Origin of the sequence: Mesotoga sp. BH458_6_3_2_1 (genome assembly GCF_003664995.1) — a bacterium.
Taxonomy (GTDB): domain Bacteria; phylum Thermotogota; class Thermotogae; order Petrotogales; family Kosmotogaceae; genus Mesotoga.
On sequence record NZ_JFHL01000002.1, the window covers coordinates 58,717 to 79,341 of the forward strand.

Annotated in this window: 21 protein-coding genes; 8 read left to right on the forward strand and 13 right to left on the reverse strand. The window is 44.4% G+C overall.

The annotated features are described in order from the left end of the window. Position 1: 1 nt before the first annotated feature. The 6 genes from plsX to Y697_RS00550 all read right to left on the reverse strand — a co-directional run bounded on the left by plsX (position 2) and on the right by Y697_RS00550 (position 4,137). Positions 2 to 991 carry a phosphate acyltransferase PlsX gene (gene plsX, locus Y697_RS00525; protein WP_183083689.1) on the reverse strand — a complete coding sequence of 330 codons (990 nt, stop codon included), beginning with the start codon at positions 989 to 991 and terminating at the stop codon, positions 2 to 4. 12 nt (positions 992 to 1,003) lie between these two features. Beyond that, positions 1,004 to 1,186, reverse strand: coding sequence for a 50S ribosomal protein L32 (gene rpmF, locus Y697_RS00530; RefSeq protein ID WP_110989758.1), 183 nt, complete (start codon positions 1,184 to 1,186; stop codon positions 1,004 to 1,006). Between the two features lie 17 nt (positions 1,187 to 1,203). After that, on the reverse strand, positions 1,204 to 1,740 hold the full coding sequence (locus Y697_RS00535) for a DUF177 domain-containing protein (protein ID WP_121549769.1): 537 nt from the start codon (positions 1,738 to 1,740) through the stop codon (positions 1,204 to 1,206). Positions 1,741 to 1,798: 58 nt separating this feature from the next. Further along, positions 1,799 to 2,488, reverse strand: coding sequence for an ABC transporter ATP-binding protein (locus Y697_RS00540; protein ID WP_121549770.1), 690 nt, complete (start codon positions 2,486 to 2,488; stop codon positions 1,799 to 1,801). Next, entirely contained in the window at positions 2,472 to 3,098 is a 627-nt protein-coding gene (locus Y697_RS00545) for an ABC transporter permease (protein ID WP_259462234.1), read from the reverse strand. The genes Y697_RS00540 and Y697_RS00545 overlap by 17 nt, the downstream gene beginning before the upstream one ends. A gap of 118 nt (positions 3,099 to 3,216) precedes the next feature. After that, entirely contained in the window at positions 3,217 to 4,137 is a 921-nt protein-coding gene (locus tag Y697_RS00550; RefSeq protein WP_121549772.1) for an ABC transporter substrate-binding protein, read from the reverse strand. Positions 4,138 to 4,353: 216 nt separating this feature from the next. Here Y697_RS00550 and Y697_RS00555 point away from each other — a divergent pair, with 216 nt between their 5' ends. The 5 genes from Y697_RS00555 to Y697_RS00575 are packed head-to-tail and all read left to right on the forward strand — an operon-like array spanning position 4,354 to position 10,167. After that, entirely contained in the window at positions 4,354 to 4,626 is a 273-nt protein-coding gene (locus tag Y697_RS00555) for an HU family DNA-binding protein (protein ID WP_103133832.1), read from the forward strand. A gap of 48 nt (positions 4,627 to 4,674) precedes the next feature. Beyond that, positions 4,675 to 5,571, forward strand: a complete 897-nt coding sequence (locus tag Y697_RS00560) for a DUF881 domain-containing protein (RefSeq protein WP_121549773.1) — start codon at positions 4,675 to 4,677, stop codon at positions 5,569 to 5,571. Positions 5,572 to 5,576: 5 nt separating this feature from the next. Further along, on the forward strand, positions 5,577 to 7,394 hold the full coding sequence (locus Y697_RS00565; protein ID WP_259462235.1) for a peptidoglycan DD-metalloendopeptidase family protein: 1,818 nt from the start codon (positions 5,577 to 5,579) through the stop codon (positions 7,392 to 7,394). Then, complete coding sequence (locus tag Y697_RS00570; RefSeq protein ID WP_121549775.1) at positions 7,391 to 8,485, forward strand: YncE family protein; 1,095 nt, start codon at positions 7,391 to 7,393, stop codon at positions 8,483 to 8,485. Before Y697_RS00565 ends, Y697_RS00570 begins: the two co-directional genes overlap by 4 nt. 17 nt (positions 8,486 to 8,502) lie before the next feature. Continuing rightward, the gene (locus tag Y697_RS00575) at positions 8,503 to 10,167 is read left to right on the forward strand and encodes an Ig-like domain-containing protein (protein ID WP_121549776.1); all 1,665 of its coding nucleotides are present in this window, start codon (positions 8,503 to 8,505) and stop codon (positions 10,165 to 10,167) included. A gap of 10 nt (positions 10,168 to 10,177) precedes the next feature. Here Y697_RS00575 and cysK read toward each other — a convergent pair whose 3' ends face one another. The 3 genes from cysK to Y697_RS00590 form a co-directional block, all read right to left on the reverse strand. Beyond that, positions 10,178 to 11,065, reverse strand: coding sequence for a cysteine synthase A (cysK, locus tag Y697_RS00580; protein ID WP_183083671.1), 888 nt, complete (start codon positions 11,063 to 11,065; stop codon positions 10,178 to 10,180). Next, positions 11,062 to 11,616 (reverse strand): serine O-acetyltransferase EpsC, encoded by a 555-nt coding sequence (gene epsC / locus Y697_RS00585; RefSeq protein WP_259462288.1) that lies wholly within the window; start codon positions 11,614 to 11,616, stop codon positions 11,062 to 11,064. The genes cysK and epsC overlap by 4 nt, the downstream gene beginning before the upstream one ends. Positions 11,617 to 11,684: 68 nt before the next feature. Then, positions 11,685 to 12,848 carry an MFS transporter gene (locus Y697_RS00590; RefSeq protein WP_121549778.1) on the reverse strand — a complete coding sequence of 388 codons (1,164 nt, stop codon included), beginning with the start codon at positions 12,846 to 12,848 and terminating at the stop codon, positions 11,685 to 11,687. Positions 12,849 to 12,894: 46 nt separating this feature from the next. Here Y697_RS00590 and Y697_RS00595 point away from each other — a divergent pair, with 46 nt between their 5' ends. Next, positions 12,895 to 14,274 carry a hypothetical protein gene (locus tag Y697_RS00595; RefSeq protein WP_259462236.1) on the forward strand — a complete coding sequence of 460 codons (1,380 nt, stop codon included), beginning with the start codon at positions 12,895 to 12,897 and terminating at the stop codon, positions 14,272 to 14,274. Between the two features lie 13 nt (positions 14,275 to 14,287). Next, entirely contained in the window at positions 14,288 to 15,919 is a 1,632-nt protein-coding gene (locus Y697_RS00600; RefSeq protein ID WP_121549779.1) for a capsule assembly Wzi family protein, read from the forward strand. A gap of 133 nt (positions 15,920 to 16,052) precedes the next feature. Here Y697_RS00600 and Y697_RS00605 read toward each other — a convergent pair whose 3' ends face one another. Beyond that, the gene (locus tag Y697_RS00605) at positions 16,053 to 17,144 is read right to left on the reverse strand and encodes an AI-2E family transporter (protein WP_121549780.1); all 1,092 of its coding nucleotides are present in this window, start codon (positions 17,142 to 17,144) and stop codon (positions 16,053 to 16,055) included. Positions 17,145 to 17,219: 75 nt separating this feature from the next. Between Y697_RS00605 and Y697_RS00610 the strand changes: the two genes are divergently transcribed. Continuing rightward, a complete protein-coding gene (locus Y697_RS00610; protein ID WP_121549781.1) occupies positions 17,220 to 17,864 on the forward strand; it encodes a hypothetical protein in 645 nt (214 codons plus the stop codon). Positions 17,865 to 17,947: 83 nt separating this feature from the next. On the opposite strand, the gene Y697_RS00615 is transcribed toward Y697_RS00610, so the two are convergent. The 3 genes from Y697_RS00615 to argF all read right to left on the reverse strand — a co-directional run bounded on the left by Y697_RS00615 (position 17,948) and on the right by argF (position 20,480). Beyond that, positions 17,948 to 18,499: a TetR/AcrR family transcriptional regulator gene (locus tag Y697_RS00615; RefSeq protein ID WP_121549782.1), complete on the reverse strand. Its 552-nt coding sequence runs from the start codon at positions 18,497 to 18,499 to the stop codon at positions 17,948 to 17,950. A gap of 92 nt (positions 18,500 to 18,591) precedes the next feature. Further along, the gene (gene arcC, locus Y697_RS00620; RefSeq protein WP_121549783.1) at positions 18,592 to 19,530 is read right to left on the reverse strand and encodes a carbamate kinase; all 939 of its coding nucleotides are present in this window, start codon (positions 19,528 to 19,530) and stop codon (positions 18,592 to 18,594) included. A gap of 8 nt (positions 19,531 to 19,538) precedes the next feature. Beyond that, positions 19,539 to 20,480, reverse strand: coding sequence for an ornithine carbamoyltransferase (gene argF / locus Y697_RS00625; protein WP_121549784.1), 942 nt, complete (start codon positions 20,478 to 20,480; stop codon positions 19,539 to 19,541). Between the last annotated feature and the right edge of the window lie 145 nt (positions 20,481 to 20,625).

Genomic DNA, 20,625 nt, shown 5'->3' on the forward strand with positions numbered 1-20,625 from the left:
GCTACTTTCCCCCAAGCTTGTTTTCAAGGTTCTTGACTAGGCCACCATTAACCCCTTGATACGCTACTCTGATCGCATTCTTTATCGCGAGAGCGTTTGAATTTCCGTGAGCTTTAACGACAGCCCCTTTAACTCCGAGAACGAAGGCCCCGCCGTATTCACTTGGATCCATTGCCTTCTTAAGTCTTCCCAGTGCTCGCTTAAGAAAAAGAGCACCAATAAGACCAAATAGGCCGCTATTCTTGATCTCTCTCTTAAGAGTCTCGGAAATCAACTTCCCCGTTCCTTCCATTGCTTTCATTGCAATGTTTCCGTCGAATCCACTGCAGACAACTACATCAACGTCGCCATAATTTATATCTCTGCCCTCAACATTTCCAATGAAATTGGTTCCTAACTCGTTTTCCAAGTATTCATAAGCCAGTTTCGTCAGTTCTGTACCCTTTTCCTGCTCTTCTCCTACATTGAGTAGACCGACTCTGGGGCTATCTCTTCCAAGAAGATTAGCATATTCATAGCCCATCGTGCCAAAATCGCGCAGATGTTCTGCTCTGACCTCCGCATTTGCGCCTGCATCAATGAGTACGGTAAAACCGTTCTTAGAAGGAATAAGAACAGCAATGGCACCGCGATCGACACCCTTTATCCTGCCAACAACAAATAGTGCCGCAGCAAGAACTCCGCCTGTGTTACCTGCTGATACAAGAGCATCGACTTTTCCTTCCTTCACTTGCAGGGCGGCTTTGTATAGGGAAGTGTCTTTCTTTCTCAACAAAAGAGAAGGCTTCTCCGACATCGGAAAAACCTCTCTTGCATCAACTATTGAAATTCTTGAGGTCTCTGGAGTCCTTTTCAGCAGAAGCTTCAGTTCTTCTTCTCTGCCGACCAGAACTATCTCGAGATCCTGAAACTCCTTAAGAGCAAGAAGAGAGCCATCTATGTTGACTTCTGGGGCACTGTCTCCACCATAAGCATCGAGGGCAATCTTTATGCCTTGCATCTACTACTCACCGATCTCAAGAATCTGTCTTCCTCCGTAAAAACCACAATGCAAACAAACTCTGTGTGGTTGTTTTGGTTCTCCACAGTTTGGACATGTAGAAACAGCAACCTTGATCGGGCTATACATCTTTACGCGTTTCAAGTGGGTTCTGCTTCTGCTTCTTTTTTGCTTTGGAACGGCCACTCTAATCCCTCCTATATCTAACTCTTCAATTTCGATTTGAGCTCAGACACCGCTTTGTGCCAGCCATCGGGAAGTTCTTCCTTCTTCTGGCACGAGTGATTTGGCTCCTCATTTAGATTTGCTCCGCAATACGGGCAAAGTCCCGCGCAATCTTTCCTGCAGAGAACCTTCTGAGGAACCTCAACAATTATAGCCTCTATAACGCGTTCTGACAAGTCCAGAAGATCTCCTTCAAACTGCAGAAAATTCTCCAGATCATCGCTTGTTCCCTCTTTCATAAGTGGAAGAGAATCCTTATGAACATAGGTGGCCTCGATTGTCCCTTCAATAGGAATTGACACTTCCTTCAAGCATCGAGCGCAATTGTCTTCGATAACCGTCCCAACTGAACCTGTCACAATAATCGAATCTTTGTCTTTGAATAACTCAACGTGAACGTTCACCTGACCTGAAAGTCTTAGCTCTTCGGTGAAGTCAGGATCTAGTACTACGTCTATAGTCTTGTTGAACTCAAAACTATTCAGATCAACGATCAATTCATAAACTTTTGACATTCAAATCACCTCTGTGCCAGCAAATATTACAACAAGGGTATTTCAAATTACGCACGTTTCATTGAACAAATGAAGAAGATTCCTTCATTCTGGATAGCAGATCTCTGGCAATTTTATCTTTCTCATCCGGGCTTCTTTCAACAGGATTTCCAAGGTGTATGGACTCGATCTTCGAAAATTTGTCCCGCACAAGCATTATATCTGTAGAGAGTCTTGCTGCTTCGGATGGATCATGAGTCACCATAATTACGCTGATCTTCCTATCGATCCAGATTTTCTGGATGTCATCGATTAGGCTATCTTTTATGACGATATCGAGGGAGCCAAAGGGCTCATCCATAAGAATGAGATCGGGATTGAAGGCCAGTGCCCTTGCTATGTTAAGTCTCCTTCTCATTCCACCGCTAAGCTGAGAAGGATACTTGTCTCCTTGCCCCTTCAGTCCCACAAATGAAAGAAATTCGACCGGATTGCTTTCTGGAGCAACAATAGAGATGTTCTGAGCTGCCGTTAACCAAGGGACGAGCCTGTCGTCCTGAAAAACGAATCCAAGCCGCTCACTGTGAACATCCACCGTGCCCCTTTCGGGTTTGAGTATACCGCTGATAATTCTCAATAGAGTTGTTTTACCGCTCCCAGAGCTACCCAGAATTGTCAGAAAGAAGTTACCTTCCAGCGAATAGCTCAGGCCGTCAATTATCTTTTCGCCATCGAATCCTTTATGAAGGTTCTCAATTCTTAAACGCATAACGACTACCCCTTCTGACTATCAAGTCGAGAAGTTTCTCAGTTAAGATGCCCAGAATAATCAGAATCAAAGTGTACGCGAAGACTCTTTCGATGTTGATAGAATATTTCGCATCAGATATTGCTCTCCCTATTCCCGAAGTTCCTACCATAAACTCCGCAACGGCGACGGATTTCCACATTATTCCTATTCCCACTCTCATTGAGGATACGATGAAAGGAAAAGCCGAGGACAGATAGATCTTTCTGAGAACAATATCTCTTGGCAATTTGTAAATCCTCGCCATCTCTACCAATTTCTTGTCTACATTTCTCACTCCCTCGGCGATGTTTATGGTGAAGATAGGGAACAAAGTCAAGAACACAATATTGACAGGAGAAGTGAAACCGACTCCCCACCAGAAAATTGCCAGTGCAAGCCAGGAAACTATGGGTATGGACTGAAGAATAACGACAACAGGTCTTAGAAGATCATAGAGAGCATCCAGCAGTCCCATCAAGAATCCAGCAACAAGAGCAAACCCAAGAGCAAGAAATAGCCCGATAAATGCCTTTAAGCACGTCTCGGCAATATTCGACCAGCCTCTTGCGCTTGAAACGATCCTTGCCAATTCATTTGCGGTCTCGCCAGGACTCGGTAACAGGAGACTGCTTGACACAAGTCGTGAAGCAACAAACCAGATCAGTACCAGAAAACCAACTGAGAGAATCGGTGCAAGATACTTTCTCTTAGAAGAAGAGAGCATCTAGGTCAACATCACCTGTCAGTTCGGGATTCAGTTCCCGAAGCTTTTCAAGATAGATGACGGTTTCTTTCTTTGCCTCTTCAGCGGTTAGGAAGAGAAAACCTGCCGTGTCCATTGCCTTATGCAATACGGGAATTGGAAATCCGCCCATCTTTTCCGATACAATCTGTGCAGTCTTCTCCCGGTTAGCTATAGAGAGGTTCATAGACTGCTGGTACAGGAGCAAGAATGACTCTACAACTCCTCTATCCAGACTACCGCTCACAAATATTCCCGAAGTAGGGATCCTGATTTTCTCATCATTGAAACTGCTCCATAGATCTTCGATAGGCATGGATCTTATAACTCCCTGCACACGCGTTTCGGCGAGCGAGGCAAAGGGTTCAGGTACAAGGATGACCTTTGCTTTTCCACTTGCAAGAAGTTGAACAGCTTCTGCTCCTCCAACGTAAACAACTGTCACATCTCTTCCAACTTCGTATCCCTTAGATTCAAGTGCGCCTCGCAGAATAGTATCGGCCGTCTGACCCGGAGCTTGAAGCGTGTAGACTTCGGTGCCAACTAGATCATCTATTATGACTATTCCCTTTTCCAAAGACATGAAATAAAAGCCGTTCCACATGCTAACTGCGGCGAGTTTTATGTCTACCCCTGACGCCGCAAGTTTGACCCCAACGGTGACGGGAAGAAGGCTGATCTGAGCCTGTTCAGTCACCAACAAGGATATTGCCTCGTCAACGCTTCTCCAAAGATTCACTTCGAGGCCGGGTATTTCTTCGGAGATGTTTGAAGACAGCAATTCTGCGATCGGAATAAGTGTGGGACCGACTGGATTGATGTAATTTACCCCGAAAGAAATTACGGTAAGGAACAGCAACAAGAATACAATTATGACTTTTTTCATAGAGAACCACCTCCACTGACAATTATACACTCATTTTTCAAGCGTGGCGATGGCTTATCAGCTTTGAAGGCCAAATCGAGAGCTCATAAGCGAATTAGGACTCTTATGGCGGGTTTCTTGCTTGAGAAGGCCAAAATCGCCCTCTATAAGGAGTTTGGTAATTTAGGCTCTGAGTGGTAGAATAATAGCGACATCTCATGCGAAGGGGGGAACAGTATGAACAAAAAAGAACTCATCGCTGAAATCGCTGAGAAAACGGGTGTTACTAAGAAGGATGCTGGAAAAACCCTGGACACGGTGATCGAGATTATTGAAAAGACACTGTCTAAGGGTGACGTTGTGAGACTGGTTGGCTTTGGCACATTTATGGTAGCTTCAAGAAAGGCCAGAAAGGGTGTCAATCCTAGAACCAAGAAACCCATCACGATTCCGGGTGGAAAAGTTCCTAAGTTTGTACCTGGAAAGGAACTGAAGGAAAAGGTAAAATAGTGTCGTAGACTCTGCGGCGGCCAGAGTAGCCGCCGCTTTTGTTTTGGAGTGAAAAGCTTGAAAGGAATCTGGGTTCTTCTTATTGTCTTTGTTATTATCGTGGCTTTGGGTGCTTTCTTCAACATCTACTTTCTTAAGCAGTTTGGCGATCAGATGATCTCGAGCCTCAGCACCAAGGAAATCGAAAACAAACTTCAAATCATGTCAGAAAGGCTTTCCCAACTCAATCTCAATCTCGATTCACTTTCATCAATCGAGGTGAGAAGTGATCTCTCGGGAATCATCTCGGATTTCGAAGTAATCGTTTCAGCGATGAATTCAGCGTCAAATTCCATGAGTAGTTCTGCTGTTGTCGATTCACTTACGAAATTGTCCGCAGATGTCAAGAACATTCAAAATGCTATTGGCTCGCTCGATAAGGGAGATAGTATTGATTACTCATCTCAGATAGAAGGGATTAGGGGGAAAATCGTCTCGCTTGAATGGCAGGTAGAAGATTTGAAGACATTGCTCGAAACAAGTACAGTTGATCTGAAGAAATCTGTAGAGAGCGTGAGAGCTTCGTCAAGTTCTGCAAATGAGTCTTTCGATGAAGAAGTTGGAAAAGGTGTTCGGATTAGAATAGAATCGGGCTTTAAAGGGAGCAGCATACTTCACGACAGTGATATTCTCATGATATTGAATGAACTTTATGCCTTGAGGGCGACTAAGATCTCACTAAACGGGAAGAGAATAATGCCATATACTTACGTGCGTTGCGTAGGAGCAACTGTTATAATTGATGATGTCCCTACACAAATTTCGCCTATTGTTATTGAAGTGTTGGGCGATTACGATTATTTGGTTTCCGGTCTGGGTCTCTTGAAGGAGTTTTTTAAGGGCAGAGAAATTGAAGTGACTTTTCTGCCACTTGAATTCATTACCATTCCCGCGGGAGGGGGTTGATTCAGTTGAAAAAAGTTGCCCTTCTATTTCTTCTTGTACCTGTTTTTTTGTTATTCACAGGGTGTGACTCACCTTTCATTACTAGGGATGACTTTCTTGCAAGGATGGATTCTATTGAACAGAAGATTGATTCTCTGACTCTAGGTCAGAGAAAGATTGTCCAACTGGAAGACGCAGTTCAAGAGCTTGCCTTCCGGATTAACTTTGTTCAAGCAATAGAGCCTACGTATGCAGGCTATGAAGAGCTCGAAGCTTTGAGAGCCGAACTTCAGATAATAAAGAATATGCTCGCCGAGTCAGTAATCGATTCAGCTTCTTCCGCTGCAATAGTTAAGACACTCTATGACAAGATTGACGGTGTTCTCACCGGCTCGGTGGAGAATGATATCATCACAAGAGAAATCGACGACCTGAACAGAAAAGTTCAGGCACTCGAGTCTCTTAATTCTTCAAGATATTCAGAACTCGTCCAGAGAATTTCTGAAGTTGGTAGTTACGATAGTTCTATCGATGAAGCGAAGTATGATGAGCTTCTTCAGAGGATTGAAGAGATCAAGAATGCCGAGACCGTTATCGTTCAGCAGGAACCGGAAAACACAGACGGCAGATACGATGAACTGGTACAGAAAATTGAGGAACTTTCTGCCAGGACGGATACTTCGGTTGTAGACAGCGTTAAGTACGATTCACTGGCAAGAAGGCTTGCCGAGTTGGAGCAGACTGTGGGTTCCTCTGTGATTGATGCAGAGGTTTTCAACGAGTTCGTTTCGAGAATTGAGGAAATGGATTCAAGAACTAGAGAGCTTGCCAGCAATCTCGAGGCAATTGAACAGCAGGAAGAGCCTGAACAGAGAGAGTTTGTTACTATGACCACTTTCCTGGGAGAGATTTCCGACATTCGAAGCAGGCTTGGAGCAGCTGCTTACGAGACCATAGAACCTACATCTTATGTATCTTACGTTGTGAAGTCGGGAGACAGTCTCTGGAGTATTTCGCAAGCTTACGGTGTGACGGTGGAGCAGCTAAAGGTTATGAATACGGATGTTAAAAACTGGGATCTAATCTACCGCGGTGACGAGATCAAGATTCCTCTTTCTCTTGACAATCTGATGGCCAAGGCATCAATTGCAACTCATTTCGGTTTGAACCTTGGAGTAGACTTTCTTGTCGATTCGATAGAGTCTAATTTCGGAAGCTATGATTACGGTTACGCCAATCCAGGTATGGACTTGACTGTACCGCCCGGATCAAGAATCACGGCTTTTCTTCCTGGAAAGGTTATTTTGTCCGAGCGTGTGAACGATCTATACGGTGAAATGGTTGTCGTAGATCACGGAAACAATATTAAGACTGTGTATGCGCGCCTTGGTAGTCGTACAGTAGTGAAAGGCGATTTTGTTCGGGTTGGAGATACAATCGGATCGGCCTCCGATGCAAAAGGAAACCTCCATTTTGAATTCTGGAAAGCTGACGTGCCGGTTAACCCTGCAGATATAATATTTGAGAACGTGGGAACTTTCGAGGTTACAATGTATACTGAATGGGATGATGCAAAGAATCCAACGTCACCTTCTTTCAAGATGACTGCAAGTGGGGATTTTGTGAAGGGATATCGAACGGTTGCTGCCGATCCCAGCGTAATTCCTCTTGGCTCGATTGTCTATATCCCGTTCTTCTCATCCTCTCCAAACAAAGGATTCTTTGTTGTTGAGGATACCGGTAGTTCTATAAGAGGTAATAAGATCGATGTTTACACCCACGATTTCGATATAGCGTCAAATTTCAAAGAAGATCTTCTGGTGTATGTGGTGAAGAAACCTTGAAAAGATCACCGATTCTTTTTCTCCTATTCATTGGAATAATAGCAGTTACAGCATCCGGAACAATCACCCTTGGTCAGCGATATCCTCTTGGTATCATGCCTTCGGGACTTAAGAAGGTTGAGAATAGCAGCGGTACGTACTTCGTAACCCTTGTAAAAGGTGACTCGGAACTAGTTGTTTTTGATACAAGTTTCAGACCCCTGACTATTTTCGACTCCATGAGAAACGATGGGATAAATGATCTCATCTACAGGGATGGGAAGTTATATTGCTTTGGATTCTACAGTGGGAGAGTGATTGTTGTTGACGTTTCCGGTCACCCCAGCAAATGGAAGAAGATGGACGAGATTCCAACTTCCAGCAGACTGGTAACCGGTTCTTTTATTGACGGCAAAGTCGGAATGTTGACTAATGATTACGAGTTTCTTGTGCTTGATATCGACAAACGAGAGATTCTCAAGAGGGAAAATCTGCCAGTAATCGGACTGTCGGTTGCCGAGGATGCAAAGAATTTCTTCGTCTCGCTCTTTCACAATTACAACATGCTGACGCGCTCTCATGAAACAGAGAAGGGACTATTAGTCTTTGATGAATGGGGCAACTTGGTGAAGGAAGTGAATATCGGAAAGAGGCCCTCCTACATTCTCTTGGAAGACAATAGGGTCTTTCTTGTATCATATGTTGAAGAGACTCTGGAAGTCCTTTCAAAAAGTGATTTTTCTCAGATTCAGACAATCAAGCTTGGAAGATATCCGAACTTTCCGACAATTCATGATGGAAAGATCTGGCTTGCCTTGACCGGTGAAGACCAGATTATGGCGATAGACTTATCGAGCTACCAATCGAAGTATTTTGATCTTGTGGGGCGAGGTCCAATAAAGGTTGTTCACAATGGAGATAGAATTTACGTTCTTGAGACTATTACTGGAACACTAGAGGTTTTGGATAGTAGGGGAAATACGATAGAATATGTAGAGTTAGATGGTTATCCGGTTGACATTGTTTTCAGTGGGAAGGAAGTTGCTGTTTTACTTCAAGAAGACTGGCAGACCGGCAAGAATACAGGAGCGCTTCAGCTAATCAGGCATTGATGATTTTGGAGGTTTAGATGAATCTTAAAAAGTTTTTCGGACTTGCTATCGTTGTTACCGTAGTGCTAATCTCAACAGTATCCTGTTTTGATCCGACGGTTAGATTGCTAAAGGCAATCCATACTCAGTTTGTTGACGAAGGCAGTACTCTTGAACTTGATCTCATGGCCTACGTGTTTCCGGTTTATAGTGCTGAAGCAATTACATTTGAGATAGACAGTGAAGTTGGCGAAATAATCGGAACCAAATTTGTTTACAGCCCTGATTTCGATTCTGCTGGCGTCTACAGTGTTGAGCTTACTGCTAATAGTAACGAGCTGACTGACAACAGGGTATTCGCTGTAACCGTTGTTGATAAGAACAGAGCGCCTTCAATTGATGTGCCGGATCAGCATGTTGAGATTGAAGAAGAACTCCGGCTTGACCTAACGGACTTTTCTGATGACCCCGATGAAGATGCTCTGGCATTCTCTCTCATTAGTGGAGTCGGAGAAATCATGGGAAATACATATATGTTCAGTTCAAGTGACATATATGTTGGAGAGAATAGCGTCACTGTTGGTATTAGCGACGGCAAGGGCGGGACTGATAGTACATCATTTTCCATAACCGTTTTTGACTCGAATGGAGCGCCGCAAATCAATCTACCAGATCAAACCATTGAGGAAGGCGAAAATCTGTCAGTCGATCTTCTAGACTTCGCAACAGACCCTGATGGTGACGCACTCACTTTTGAATTGATAAATGGTGTGGGATCTGTACAAGGGAGCATCTACGAGTACTCAGCAGATTACGAAAGTGCTGGAGTGTATGGGGCGACAATTGGAGTAACTGATACGAAAGGCGCATCAAGCTCCGATCAGTTCCAGATTACTGTTGAGAATGTGAACAGGAAGCCAGAAGTTCCTACAAACCAATCACCGACAGATGGCGAGACAGATGTTGCAACCGGCTCTTCTCTGAAATGGACTTGCAGTGATCCGGATGGCGATGCTCTTCAGTACGATATCTACCTGGGTAAAGATCAAGATCCACTTTTAGTTGCCGCAGATATTTTTGTAGACAACTTCGTTCCCGGTGACCTTGACCCAGATACTGAGTACTATTGGAAAGTCGTTGCATCAGATGGAGAGGAGACCGTCGAGAGTCCTGTCTGGAAATTCACCACCGTGGTGCCTCCAGTTATACTTCAAATCATTGCAGAGGATGATCTTCCGGTGGCACCTCTAGTAGTCATAAATGGAATTGAGCGCCAATTGCCTGTAATCTTTGAGGGTCAGAAGAGTGAAGTTGTCCTGATGGAGGTTCCAGAAGAGCAGCTTTATGACTCGGTCTTACCAGATGGTGATGATATTAGATTGGAATTTGCCAGATGGAGTGATGGTGAAGAGAGCCCTGAGCGATCAATTGTCCTTGGAGATTCAGTTGATTTCTCTGTTAGTTTCGATGCGAGCTATTACATAAATATTACTCACAACCTTCCTGTAGATCTCGAAATCGTAATTGAAGGTGCCGCCTGGTATGAATCAGGTGAAAAAGTGTCCATAAGCGCTCCAAAAGTTGATAACTTCACCTTCGACAGATGGATTAAGAACGGAGAAGAGGTTGTAGGAAGAATTATCACGGTCTATGTAGAAAGTCCAATCAGGCTTTATGCAGTGTACAAGCACGATTGTCCATAGGAAGAAGGTCTTAAGTCATACTCAAATATCTCTCGTAAGTGTCCGGAGCTATCGTTGCGATTCGCTTGAAACCTCTTTGGGAAAGTTTTAGAGCTCCCGCAACGTTGGCTCCGGATGATATTCCAACCATTAATCCCTCTTTTGTGTGGAGCCATTTCATCATAGATAGAGCCTCTTCGTCCTCAACGGTGATTACTTCGTCCAGCACTGAAAGGTCGAGGACTTTCGGTCTAAAGCCGGGACCGATTCCTTGAATTTGGTGAGAGCCAGCTCTCCCCTGTGAAATGAAGGGCGAACCCGCAGGTTCGATACCGGCTATATGAATATTCTGAACTTCCTTCTTGAGATAGCGTCCAATTCCGGTCACTGTTCCTCCCGTTCCCATGCCGCAAATGAAGGCGTCCAGCTCCCGGTTGACCTGCTTAAAAATCTCAGGACCGGTAGTAGAGAAGTGAAACAACGGATTAGCATCATTGTTGAACTGATCAAGCATTATTGAACCCGGATTGCTCTGGAGAAAGCTCTTGGCTTCGTCATATGAGCCGGATATCCCTTTATCAGATGGAGTTCTTATCACTTTAGCACCAAAGGCTTCCATTAGCTTAACTCGTTCAATGCTTGCCGATTCGGGCATAAAAATAACCGACATGTAACCTCTGGAAGCCGAAAGCATTGCTATTGCAATTCCCGTGTTGCCGCTGGTCGGCTCTACTATAGTCATTCCACTTTTGAGAATGTCACTTCTCTCGGCGTCAAGAATCATTCCAAGCACTGTTCTGTCCTTTACGCTTCCTCCGGGATTGTTCTTCTCGATCTTAAGCATTATGGATGAAGAATCTCCAAGAGATCGAAGCCTAATGATCGGGGTGTTACCTATTAGAGAATCAATAGAAATCATTGTTGTGATCCCAGTCTTTCACATACCCTATGGATTCTCCCCGGTATGCCGGTAACAATAGAGAATTGAGGCACGTGTTCAATAACCACGCTGTTTGCGCCGACTTTAGAATTATCTCCAATATAAATCGGGCCAAGTATCTTAGCCCCCGCCCCAAGCACAACATTTCGCCCAATGTCCGGGTGCCGCTTTCCCTTCATCACATTCTTTGAGCCTAGAGTCACTCCGTGACATATCAGCGTTCCCGTCCCCACTGAAGCCGTCGAACCTATAACAACTCCTACACCATGATCAATTACAACTCCGCCTTCTACTCGAGCTGCAGGGTGAATGTCCATTGAATATACTATCCTTGAAAATAGATGGAGGCCCCTGGCCAGAAAAACAAGCCTGTTTTTCCAAAGAAGGGTAGAAATCCTGTATAGCAAAAGACCATGAAAACCCGCAGAGAAGAGAATGATGTGCCATTTGCTGGAAGCTGTAGGGTCCTTCTCAAGATAGGAGTCTACGTCCATAGAGATATCTATCAATGTTTGCTTTATGCGTTTCATCCCTTTCACTGTATCACCCTCAATTGAAATTATCTATTGTAAGTATACCGTTGTTATCGGCATTGAAGTTAAAGATATGTGAAGGCAGTTCGTTTGTGGAACGCGGCAAATAAAAACGAGAAGAAGATGGCAATCGCCATACCGGTTATTCCTGTGGCAGTGTACACTCTTACAATTCCAAATGTACGAATGAGCACTCCGCCAAGTACGGAGCCAAGAAGATAGCTCAATCCGGTAGTCGACATCCAGTAGATTGTAAGCGCTCTGGTGGCTCTGCTGGCTTCAAATCTTGTATGGATGTAATTCATGACAGAGTAATAGACAACAATATAGTTGATGCCGTGAAGCATTTGAAGAAGGAGAAAGACGGGAAAAGAAATCGCCATCGATGTCAAAAACCATCGAAGACCTGTTGCAAAGATTCCTATTACTAGAAGGCGTGTATTACCAATCTTCTCAACCACCTTCTCTGCGAAGAAAAGGAATGGGACTTCCGAAAAAGCCATCAAAGAAAACGCGAACCCTGCCGAGGAAACATTGAAACCTCTTTCGCTGGTTAAGACAGGCAAAAAGGTTGATCCAAATGCTCCAATAGTAATGGAGGCGACACCGGCAAGTACAAGCAGATAAAATTGAAGTGGCAAAGATGAGGGATCAGTCTCTTCATCTGTCCTTTTCAGTTTCCTGCCTGTCGGATAGGTTCTACTTACAAAGGCCACTGTAGATAATGACACTGTGGCCATTATGAAGATAAAGACAAATCCGTACTTCAATATGATTCCCGACATAAGGGCGGTAATCGAATAACCAACGGTTCCGAATAATCTTACGCGATCAAAGCGTTTACTCTTTTTTCTCAAAGAAGGAACGACCACAGACTCAGCGATAGGTATTATGCTCACAACAAAGAACGCGAAGAAACACATTGCAATCAATGAAGTTTCAAAGGTTGATGAGAAGAAAACTGTCCAGACAGAGACTGCCGAGACAATAGAAACTGTTCCCATAACAGATGGCCCCCCTGTCCTGCTTGATCGCCTAAACCAAAAAGGATTTGCAATAATTGAGAGGGTAGGAGTAACCGCCATCAGAATCCCGATCTCTATTGATGAAAAGCCTTTGCTGTGGAAAAGCTGACTGAAAAGAGCGGTGATGCTGAGATTTGAATATATGAATATTTCAGTAACGATCTCACGGACGCTGGAAGAGGCCCTAAAAAGAGAAATGTCCACCGAATATTTAACCTCCTGGTGTAAAATTCTAGTGGGGGTGAATCTCTTGTCGAAAAAACATGCACTGCTTTTGATGCTTATCATACCACTAATAGCTCTCGGGAGTACTGGACTCCATGTGATTCTCTCACCATCCTTGTCGTTTAACAGCTTTCAGGCAGTCAGCAACAGCTATAAGCCAAGCCTGGAAGACCTCAATCGCTATTTAAGCGTTCCTGCAATCTTCTCGGGCGGCATGGAGATTTACCTGGGAAAATCAAGGCTGTATGTGAATATGGATCTTAGACAGGAGTTTTCTGATTACTTGACGGGAGAGTGGTTTACTAACTTACCGCTGTCGAAGACATCTTTTCTTCCGGAGGTAGATATGAATTTTCCCAGGCTGGGTTACTTCGAGAGAAAGGATGAAAACTCGCTGATCTCTTTGGGAAGGCGAAAATTGAGTCTTGGTGGTTCTACTTACAGTTTCGTTCTTTCCAATACTCTGCCATATTTCGATCACCTGTGGATTGAGTTGAATGGCAAAGCCAAATCAGGAGAGTATCTTTATAATTTCTTTGCCATATCTTCCGACAGAACAGTTAGCGGTGGACCCAAGACGCTTCTTGGTCACCGTTTTGGATATATGAACGACAATCTCAAAGTCACTTTCGGCGAAGAAAATCTCGTTTATGGTGTCTACCCTGACCTGCAGGACATTGGACCATTTCTAATCTATCATCATACCTATCAAGATCATTCAAACGTCACAGCAACCATAGCGGCCGAGGTAAGAATTGACCGCGTGGTTGCCTACGGTGAGTTCACGCTTGATGACTTCAGACTTGAATCGGAGGGCGAGAATTCCAATCCAACGGCATTTGGCTGGGTTGCGGGTTTTCTCTGGAGAATTTCCGATGGTAAGCCATATTCTGGGCTGAAACTGAATGAATCAGAACACGAAATAAGAGACAAGACTCTTCTGCAAGACGGTGGCCTCAGAGTCAGGATGGAACACTATCATTCCACCACATATCTCTATAACAGAGGAACAAATATTGGAAAATTTACATATCCGTACAGATTTAATGTCTTACATCTCGATTTTTGGCCCGTTATCACAGGGTTCTTCGGGTTTCCCTATGGCCCCGATTCTACACTTACTCTGATTGGCATAGAATATGAGAGCCAGAGCGTTTCGTTGAAAATCGCTGCGGAACTGCTGCGAATCGGTTCAATCACAATCGATTCTCCATATTCGCCACCCTTCGATGCAGAATGGTACGGACCGAAGAAACCAATAACTACCTCTTTCATTCTGACAGGAGAGGGTCTTTATGCAGCAAATAGAAACACAACTCTCTTCGTTGCCGGTAAACTGACCTTTTCCAAGAAGGTTGATTTCTGGATAAATATTGGTTTTATTAGAATGTTTTCACTACTATAGGGAGGTATCGCCGATGAAGAAGTTAACCTTGCTTCTGTTCTTTACACTGGTAGTGGCAGTGTTTGGCAGTCAGGGAACTTTGATATTCAAGGGCACAGATCAATACAACTTGTTTTTGGGCAGAAACCTGATTGATGGAAAAACTCTCTTTATTGCAAATACGGCAATTCCAGAGGGATTTGCTTCAGTTCAGGTAGAACAACCTACGGTGAAGATCGCGGCCGGGACAGACATTTTTCTCCGAGTCACTCCGCAGTTCTTGATACATAATTTCGAACCCTTCAAGCAGAAGGGGCGGTTGCAATCTGTTGTTCCTCTTTATTTGAGGTATCGGTACGATACTTTGAAGCCCTGGCTTGTTCTGGGGTTTGAAAGCGAAGTATCAGACAATATAACGGGGTTCATAAATCTCGATATCCCGAAAGACTACAGAAGCTACATCAGTCACGGTGATAACTTTGATTCGAAGCCGTATATGAATTTTCCAGTAGAGCTTTTTGAGGGAAAACTCGAGGCGCTCGATATGAGCTGGCCAACATTCGGTTATGTATCCTATGCTAGCAATAACTTCTATGCTTCCCTGGGTAGGTACAAGGTGGCCTGGGGGCCTATGAGAAATGGACTGACGATAAGTGATGCATCATCGTATTACGATAACATCTCTTCTTCATACACTACGCCTCTCTGGAAGAATGGCCGTTTTACCTATTCTTTTCTGGTTATAACCCCGACTTCACTCCTGAACGATGAGGAGTGGGTGAAACAGGGAAAGGTGTGGGATCTGAACCAGAGAAGGCCATACACCGAAGGAGCGAAGACTATTATTGGTCATCGTTTCGATGTTCAGTTTTCGACATGGGGGAGGGTCGGTGTAGGAGAACTTAACGTCGTTGGAGGGAAACATCCCGATTTGAACGATGCCAATCCATTCATAATCTTCCACAATACATACGGCGAAGACTTCTCCAACGTCATGGCATCGCTTGACTTTTCTCTTGTTCCTTTCAAGGGTATAGAGCTCTACGGAGAAATCGCCATAGATGACGTCTCTTTCGGTTCTACTGAAGCCGGAGCTCGGGGCAAGCCAACGGCGCTGGCTTATGGTGCTGGTCTTAGATACGCGATGGACATTAAGGGAACGCTGCTTCTTGCCTCCGTAGAGCTCTATCACACTGACACGTGGATGTACAATCGCTGGCAGCCGCTTCTTACATTTACAAACAGAATCTACACTAAATCCGAGCTACCCGGAAGCAGGGATTTCACTGACTATCCGCTCGGTTTTAAGTATGGCCCTGATCTGAACGGTTTTTCTCTTATGGCTAATGCAATAATGACGAATGGGCTTTCAATCTCCTTCGTGTATGATCACTTCAAACAGGGAGAGGTTACTCTGAAAACCCCGTACTTGAACATGGAGGAGCCGGAGGACGATCCCGGCGAATTTACGGCCCCTGAAGACTGGAGCGGGCCAGTTGGTGAAACCGTTAATGCTAACATTTTGAAGCTCAATGTAATGATCCCTTACCGGAACTTTACGTTCGGAAGCGACTTCTCTCTTTATTTTGGAGATTATTTCAAGAAGAATGGAGGGTATGAAAAACCGATTTTCGAAATAAGGCCTTATGTATCTTACGTTTTCTAGATAAAACTGTAGGACTCTATGAGTTGACCACTGCTCAGAAGGGGCGACCAGCTCTTCGCCCCTTCTGAGCAGTGCAATCAAATGAAGCCAAAGATCAGAAAGCCGATGATGAATCCGATTATCAAACCAACAATCAATCCCTTTGTGAATCTGTCTGTTCTTCCTGGAGAGGGTGGTTCTTGTCCCTGACTTTCTTTGTACCAGTCTCTATCGTAGATTCCCAATTGCTTTCACCCCTTTCCTTGAGGACGAAGTCCATCCAGAATCTCTTAACGAATATCAGAATTGGGACAGCGAAGACTACTCCGAAGACACCCAGGAGTTCTCCAAATCCAATTATCGATACAAGGACTATGAACCAGTTGATCTTGACTCTGTTCGAAAGGATCTTCGGAGAGAGAAACCAGATCTCTATCTGGTTCGCGAACACAAGCAGAACAATAGATCCGACAACCCCCCAAAAACCCTTGCTAACGAAAGAAAGGACTATCATCGGAATCGATGTAACTACTACTCCCAAATACGGAATGAAATTCGTTATTCCGGCTAGCAATCCGAGGAATATTGCGTTTGGTACTCCGATTATTGCAGATCCGATCCCAATAATGGTCCCGACAACAAGCGCAATGATCAATTGACCACCTATGTAAGTCTGAAAATCCTTATACAGAGAGTCAAAAAAATTGCCAACCTTGTCTTGGTCGCAACCGGGGAAAAGTATTGGTGCGCCTTTTTGAATCAAACCCGTTCTGCGAGCAATGACAAATCCCGCTATGATGAGCAGTACAACTCCGGTAATCCATGAAGTTATGTTAGAGGCAACATATTGTCCAATGGCAATTGCCGAATCGCTAAGCCACTGAGATGCACTTTCAACGATATCAACTATCGCTTCGGAAACAAAAGGAGGAAGCTTTTCCAACCACTTGTCAAACGCTCCGTCATTGAACAATGAATCTAACTCGGTAGATAGACTTCTAACTCCTCTGATGGTTATTGGAATAGCGCTGTATATCAGGAAGAACATGAATGTAAGGAGGGCAATACCTGTGATGATATTGAGCGCTCCTTTAGGGATCTTTCTACTTACAAACCGCGCCGGTGTATTAATTATTAGCGAGAAAATAAAGGCCAGGCCTAAGACTCGGGAAGTCATAGGGAAGAGGAAAAGAGTCATGAAGATTGCTATGAAATACCCAAGAACCCAGAATTTTGTTGTCTTCATATTAGCCCTCCGCCAGAGAATAATGGCAAATCTGTTGTATACTCATTATGTATATTTTCGGAACTGAGGTGCCCTATGAGAAGAGTATATATTATCGTGATCGTGTTTTTTTTATTTTCTGTGATGTTATTTGGATCAACTCACTCTTCCAGGATGATGATTCCGGGATCGGTGAGGACAATGATCGGTTTCAGGGACATAGGATTGAGAATAGGAATTCTCCCCTTTCTAGAGGCCGGTTGGTTTATCGATGAGGGTCCTTACTTCACTCTTGGCTACGACGGCAACTTTCATGTCGCGTCCCGAGTATCATTTTCTTCATTGGAGGAAGCAAGAGTGGTCGCAGAGCTAGGATATGACTTCAATGTTGTTTATCTTGAAGTTAGCGGCCTGTATGAATATGCCGCGCCTGACGCATCCTTCCTTGGTGGGCAACTGAAAACCGAAGTGTTCTTTGACAACTATTTGAGCACTGTGAGTGCCACGCTGGGGAGATTTCAGAAGGTGGCCGGCGAGACCGAAAAGCAAAGTTTCACCTCCATCGGGTTCTCAGCGAGGAGAAGACTGGATATTGACAAGAAGTTCTACTTTGTAAATATCGAAAGCATTGAACTGGTCGGCACATTGAAGTGGGAAGTCAAAGACGACCTCGCTTCTTTCAACCCTTTTCCTGCTTACAGTTTTGTGGGAATACAGTTGAACCTAGGATTCCTTAACTGAGAAGCAAAGTCTTTTCCGGCATCACGGTAGAATCCGTACTATGCTGTTTGCGCCTGTGATGAATAATCCTCGTACCATCGGGTTCATGAAAGGAGTTTTGCTATCTCATCTACTTCCTTTTCGTCGGGCATCTCTCCATCGACGGACATCTCCATAACCTTACCTGCCATGTAGGTTAAGAGGCGATGGGATACCTTCGAAGCTCTCCTCATGGACATTGAAGCGCCTAAAGCCCTCTCGACTCTATCGTAGAAGTCGGCTCTTGCGTTGATAAGAATCTCTCTCACTCTTTTGTTCTTCATTCCGTGAAGCCAAAGGTAAACAAGAGAAACCATTATGTCAGATCTTTCGGAAAAAAGCTTTATCACTTCGGAATAAAGATCTCTGGCAATCTCAACGGGTTGTTTGGCTTGATCGATGAGCGGTTCGAGCCTTGGAAGTACGTAGTTGTTCAGAATGTGCCTCGAGAGATCTATCAGCATTCCCTCTTTGGAGCGATGGTGATAGTGAATCGCCGCAAGATTAACTTCTGCTATGCTTGAAACCTTCCGTGTACTCAGTCCCTCAATTGTCTCCTCGGCTATCACCTGTATAGCTGCTTCCATTATTCTTTCTCTCGTTTCTTGTCCACGCACTGTCGTCACTCCTTTCAATCATTCGTATAACACATATTATATCACATTGTATTTGAAAATGAACAGTGAAGCCGGGAATACCCGGCTTCTATTCATGGAACAATTCTTGTACCCGATTTTCCTCTAAGTGCCAGGTCTACCTTCTCCAGAGAGGTTATTATTGCTTCCTTTCCCGTTCTAGAAACAAAATCGATTGCGGATTCGATTTTTGGGAGCATGCTTCCCTTTGCAAAGTGGCCAGCTTCCATCAACTCAAGGCCTTTCTCAACAGTCAGCTCCTTCAGTTCCTGCTGGTCTTTCTTTCCATAGTTTATGTAGGCATGATCTACTCCGGTGAGGATTACTAGAGCGTCTGCTTCAATTAGTTTTGCAAGTAATGCTGAGGCTCTGTCCTTGTCTATAACTGCTTCAACTCCGCTGATCGTCCCTGACTTATCTCTGACGACGGGGATTCCGCCACCGCCTGCAGCAACCACTATTGTTCCATCCTCAATCATCTCTCTTATCGGCTCAATCTCAAGAACATCAAGAGGAATTGGCGAAGGAACTACACGGCGGAAGCCTCTTCCGGCGTCTTCCCTTACGGTCCAGCCCTTGGTTCTCTCAAGTTCCTTAGCAGTATCTTCATCATAGAATGGTCCTACAGGTTTCGAAGGTTTCTGAAAGCCCTGATCATTCTTATCTACAACTATCTGAGTTAGAACGCAAGCAATGTTTCTCCTATGATCGCGCTTGATTAGTTCATTGTTCAAGGTTTGGCTAATCAAGTAGCCGATCGAACCCTGAGTCATCGCATCGTTAACATCAATTGGAAAGGGTGGAAATACTTCTTTGGCGATGTCCTGCTGAACCAGCAGGTTGCCCACTTGAGGTCCGTTTCCGTGAGTAATAACCAGCTCATACCCTTCCTCGATAAGATCAGCAAGATAGGAGGTTGTCGAGAGCAAATTCTTTTCCATTACTTCTGCGGTTGGTTTTTCATTTGGCTTATTGAGCGCATTCCCACCTATTGCAACAACAATTCTCTTCATTTTGCCCCCTACAGCAGTGTGGCTATCATAACTGCCTTAATTGTGTGCTTTCTGTTCTCTGCTTCTTCAAAGACTCTTGAAACGGGACTCTCAAAGACATCTTCAGTTACTTCATTTCCTTTAACTGCAGGGAGGCAGTGAAGGAAGATCGTCTCTGTTTTTCCAGTCTTTCTCATCATCTCAGTATTTACCTGATAGGGCTTCAACAGGGCTATTCTTTCCTGAAGCTTTGCTTCTTCTCCCATAGATGCCCAAACATCGGTGTAAACCGCATCGGCATCCATCAGTGCCTTCTCCACGTCTTCAGTAACCTCAACCTTAGCTCCAGATTCTTTCGCAATCTCACTGCACTTATCAACTATCGCTGGGTCTGTGTGTAGGCTCTTTGGGCCGCATGCAACGAAATGCAGACCCATCTTCGCAGAACCTATCATAAGAGAGTTAGCCATGTTGTTTCTGGAATCGCCAACGAAGACAAGCTTTCGACCCTTGAGGCTGCCCAGGCTCTCCTCGATCGTCATGAAATCTGCTAGGATTTGAGTCGGATGGTACAGATCAGTAAGACCGTTGTACACAGGGACCCCTGACCACTGAGAGAGCACATCAACTGTTTCCTGTTTGAAGCCTCTGAACGCTATCGCATCGAACATCCTTCCAAGGACTCTTGCAGTATCCTTCAGATCCTCTTTGACTCCAAGGTGAATGTCATCTTTTGAGAGGAATACCGCGTGGCCTCCCTCTTCTCCAAAAGAAGTTTCAAAGGCAGTTCTTGTTCTTGTCGACCGCTTCTCAAATACAATTGCCAGTGTCTTGCCGGTGAATCTACTGGTCGGAGTTCCAGCCCGTTTCTCTACCTTCACCTGCCTCGCAACATCCAGTAGATAGCGGATCTCATCTCTTGTGAAATCAAGTAGTGTCAAAAAGCTCTTTCCTTTAAGGTTTACGCCCATCTTAACCCTCCTTGTTTTGGTTATCTCTAATATAATACATATATAAGTCCTTGCTTTCAATTGTGTTTATGGGCGCGAGGAAACGTAGACTAAACCATATCACAACAATGCGGTGTTATGCTTTTGTATGCTAAGGTATATTGCC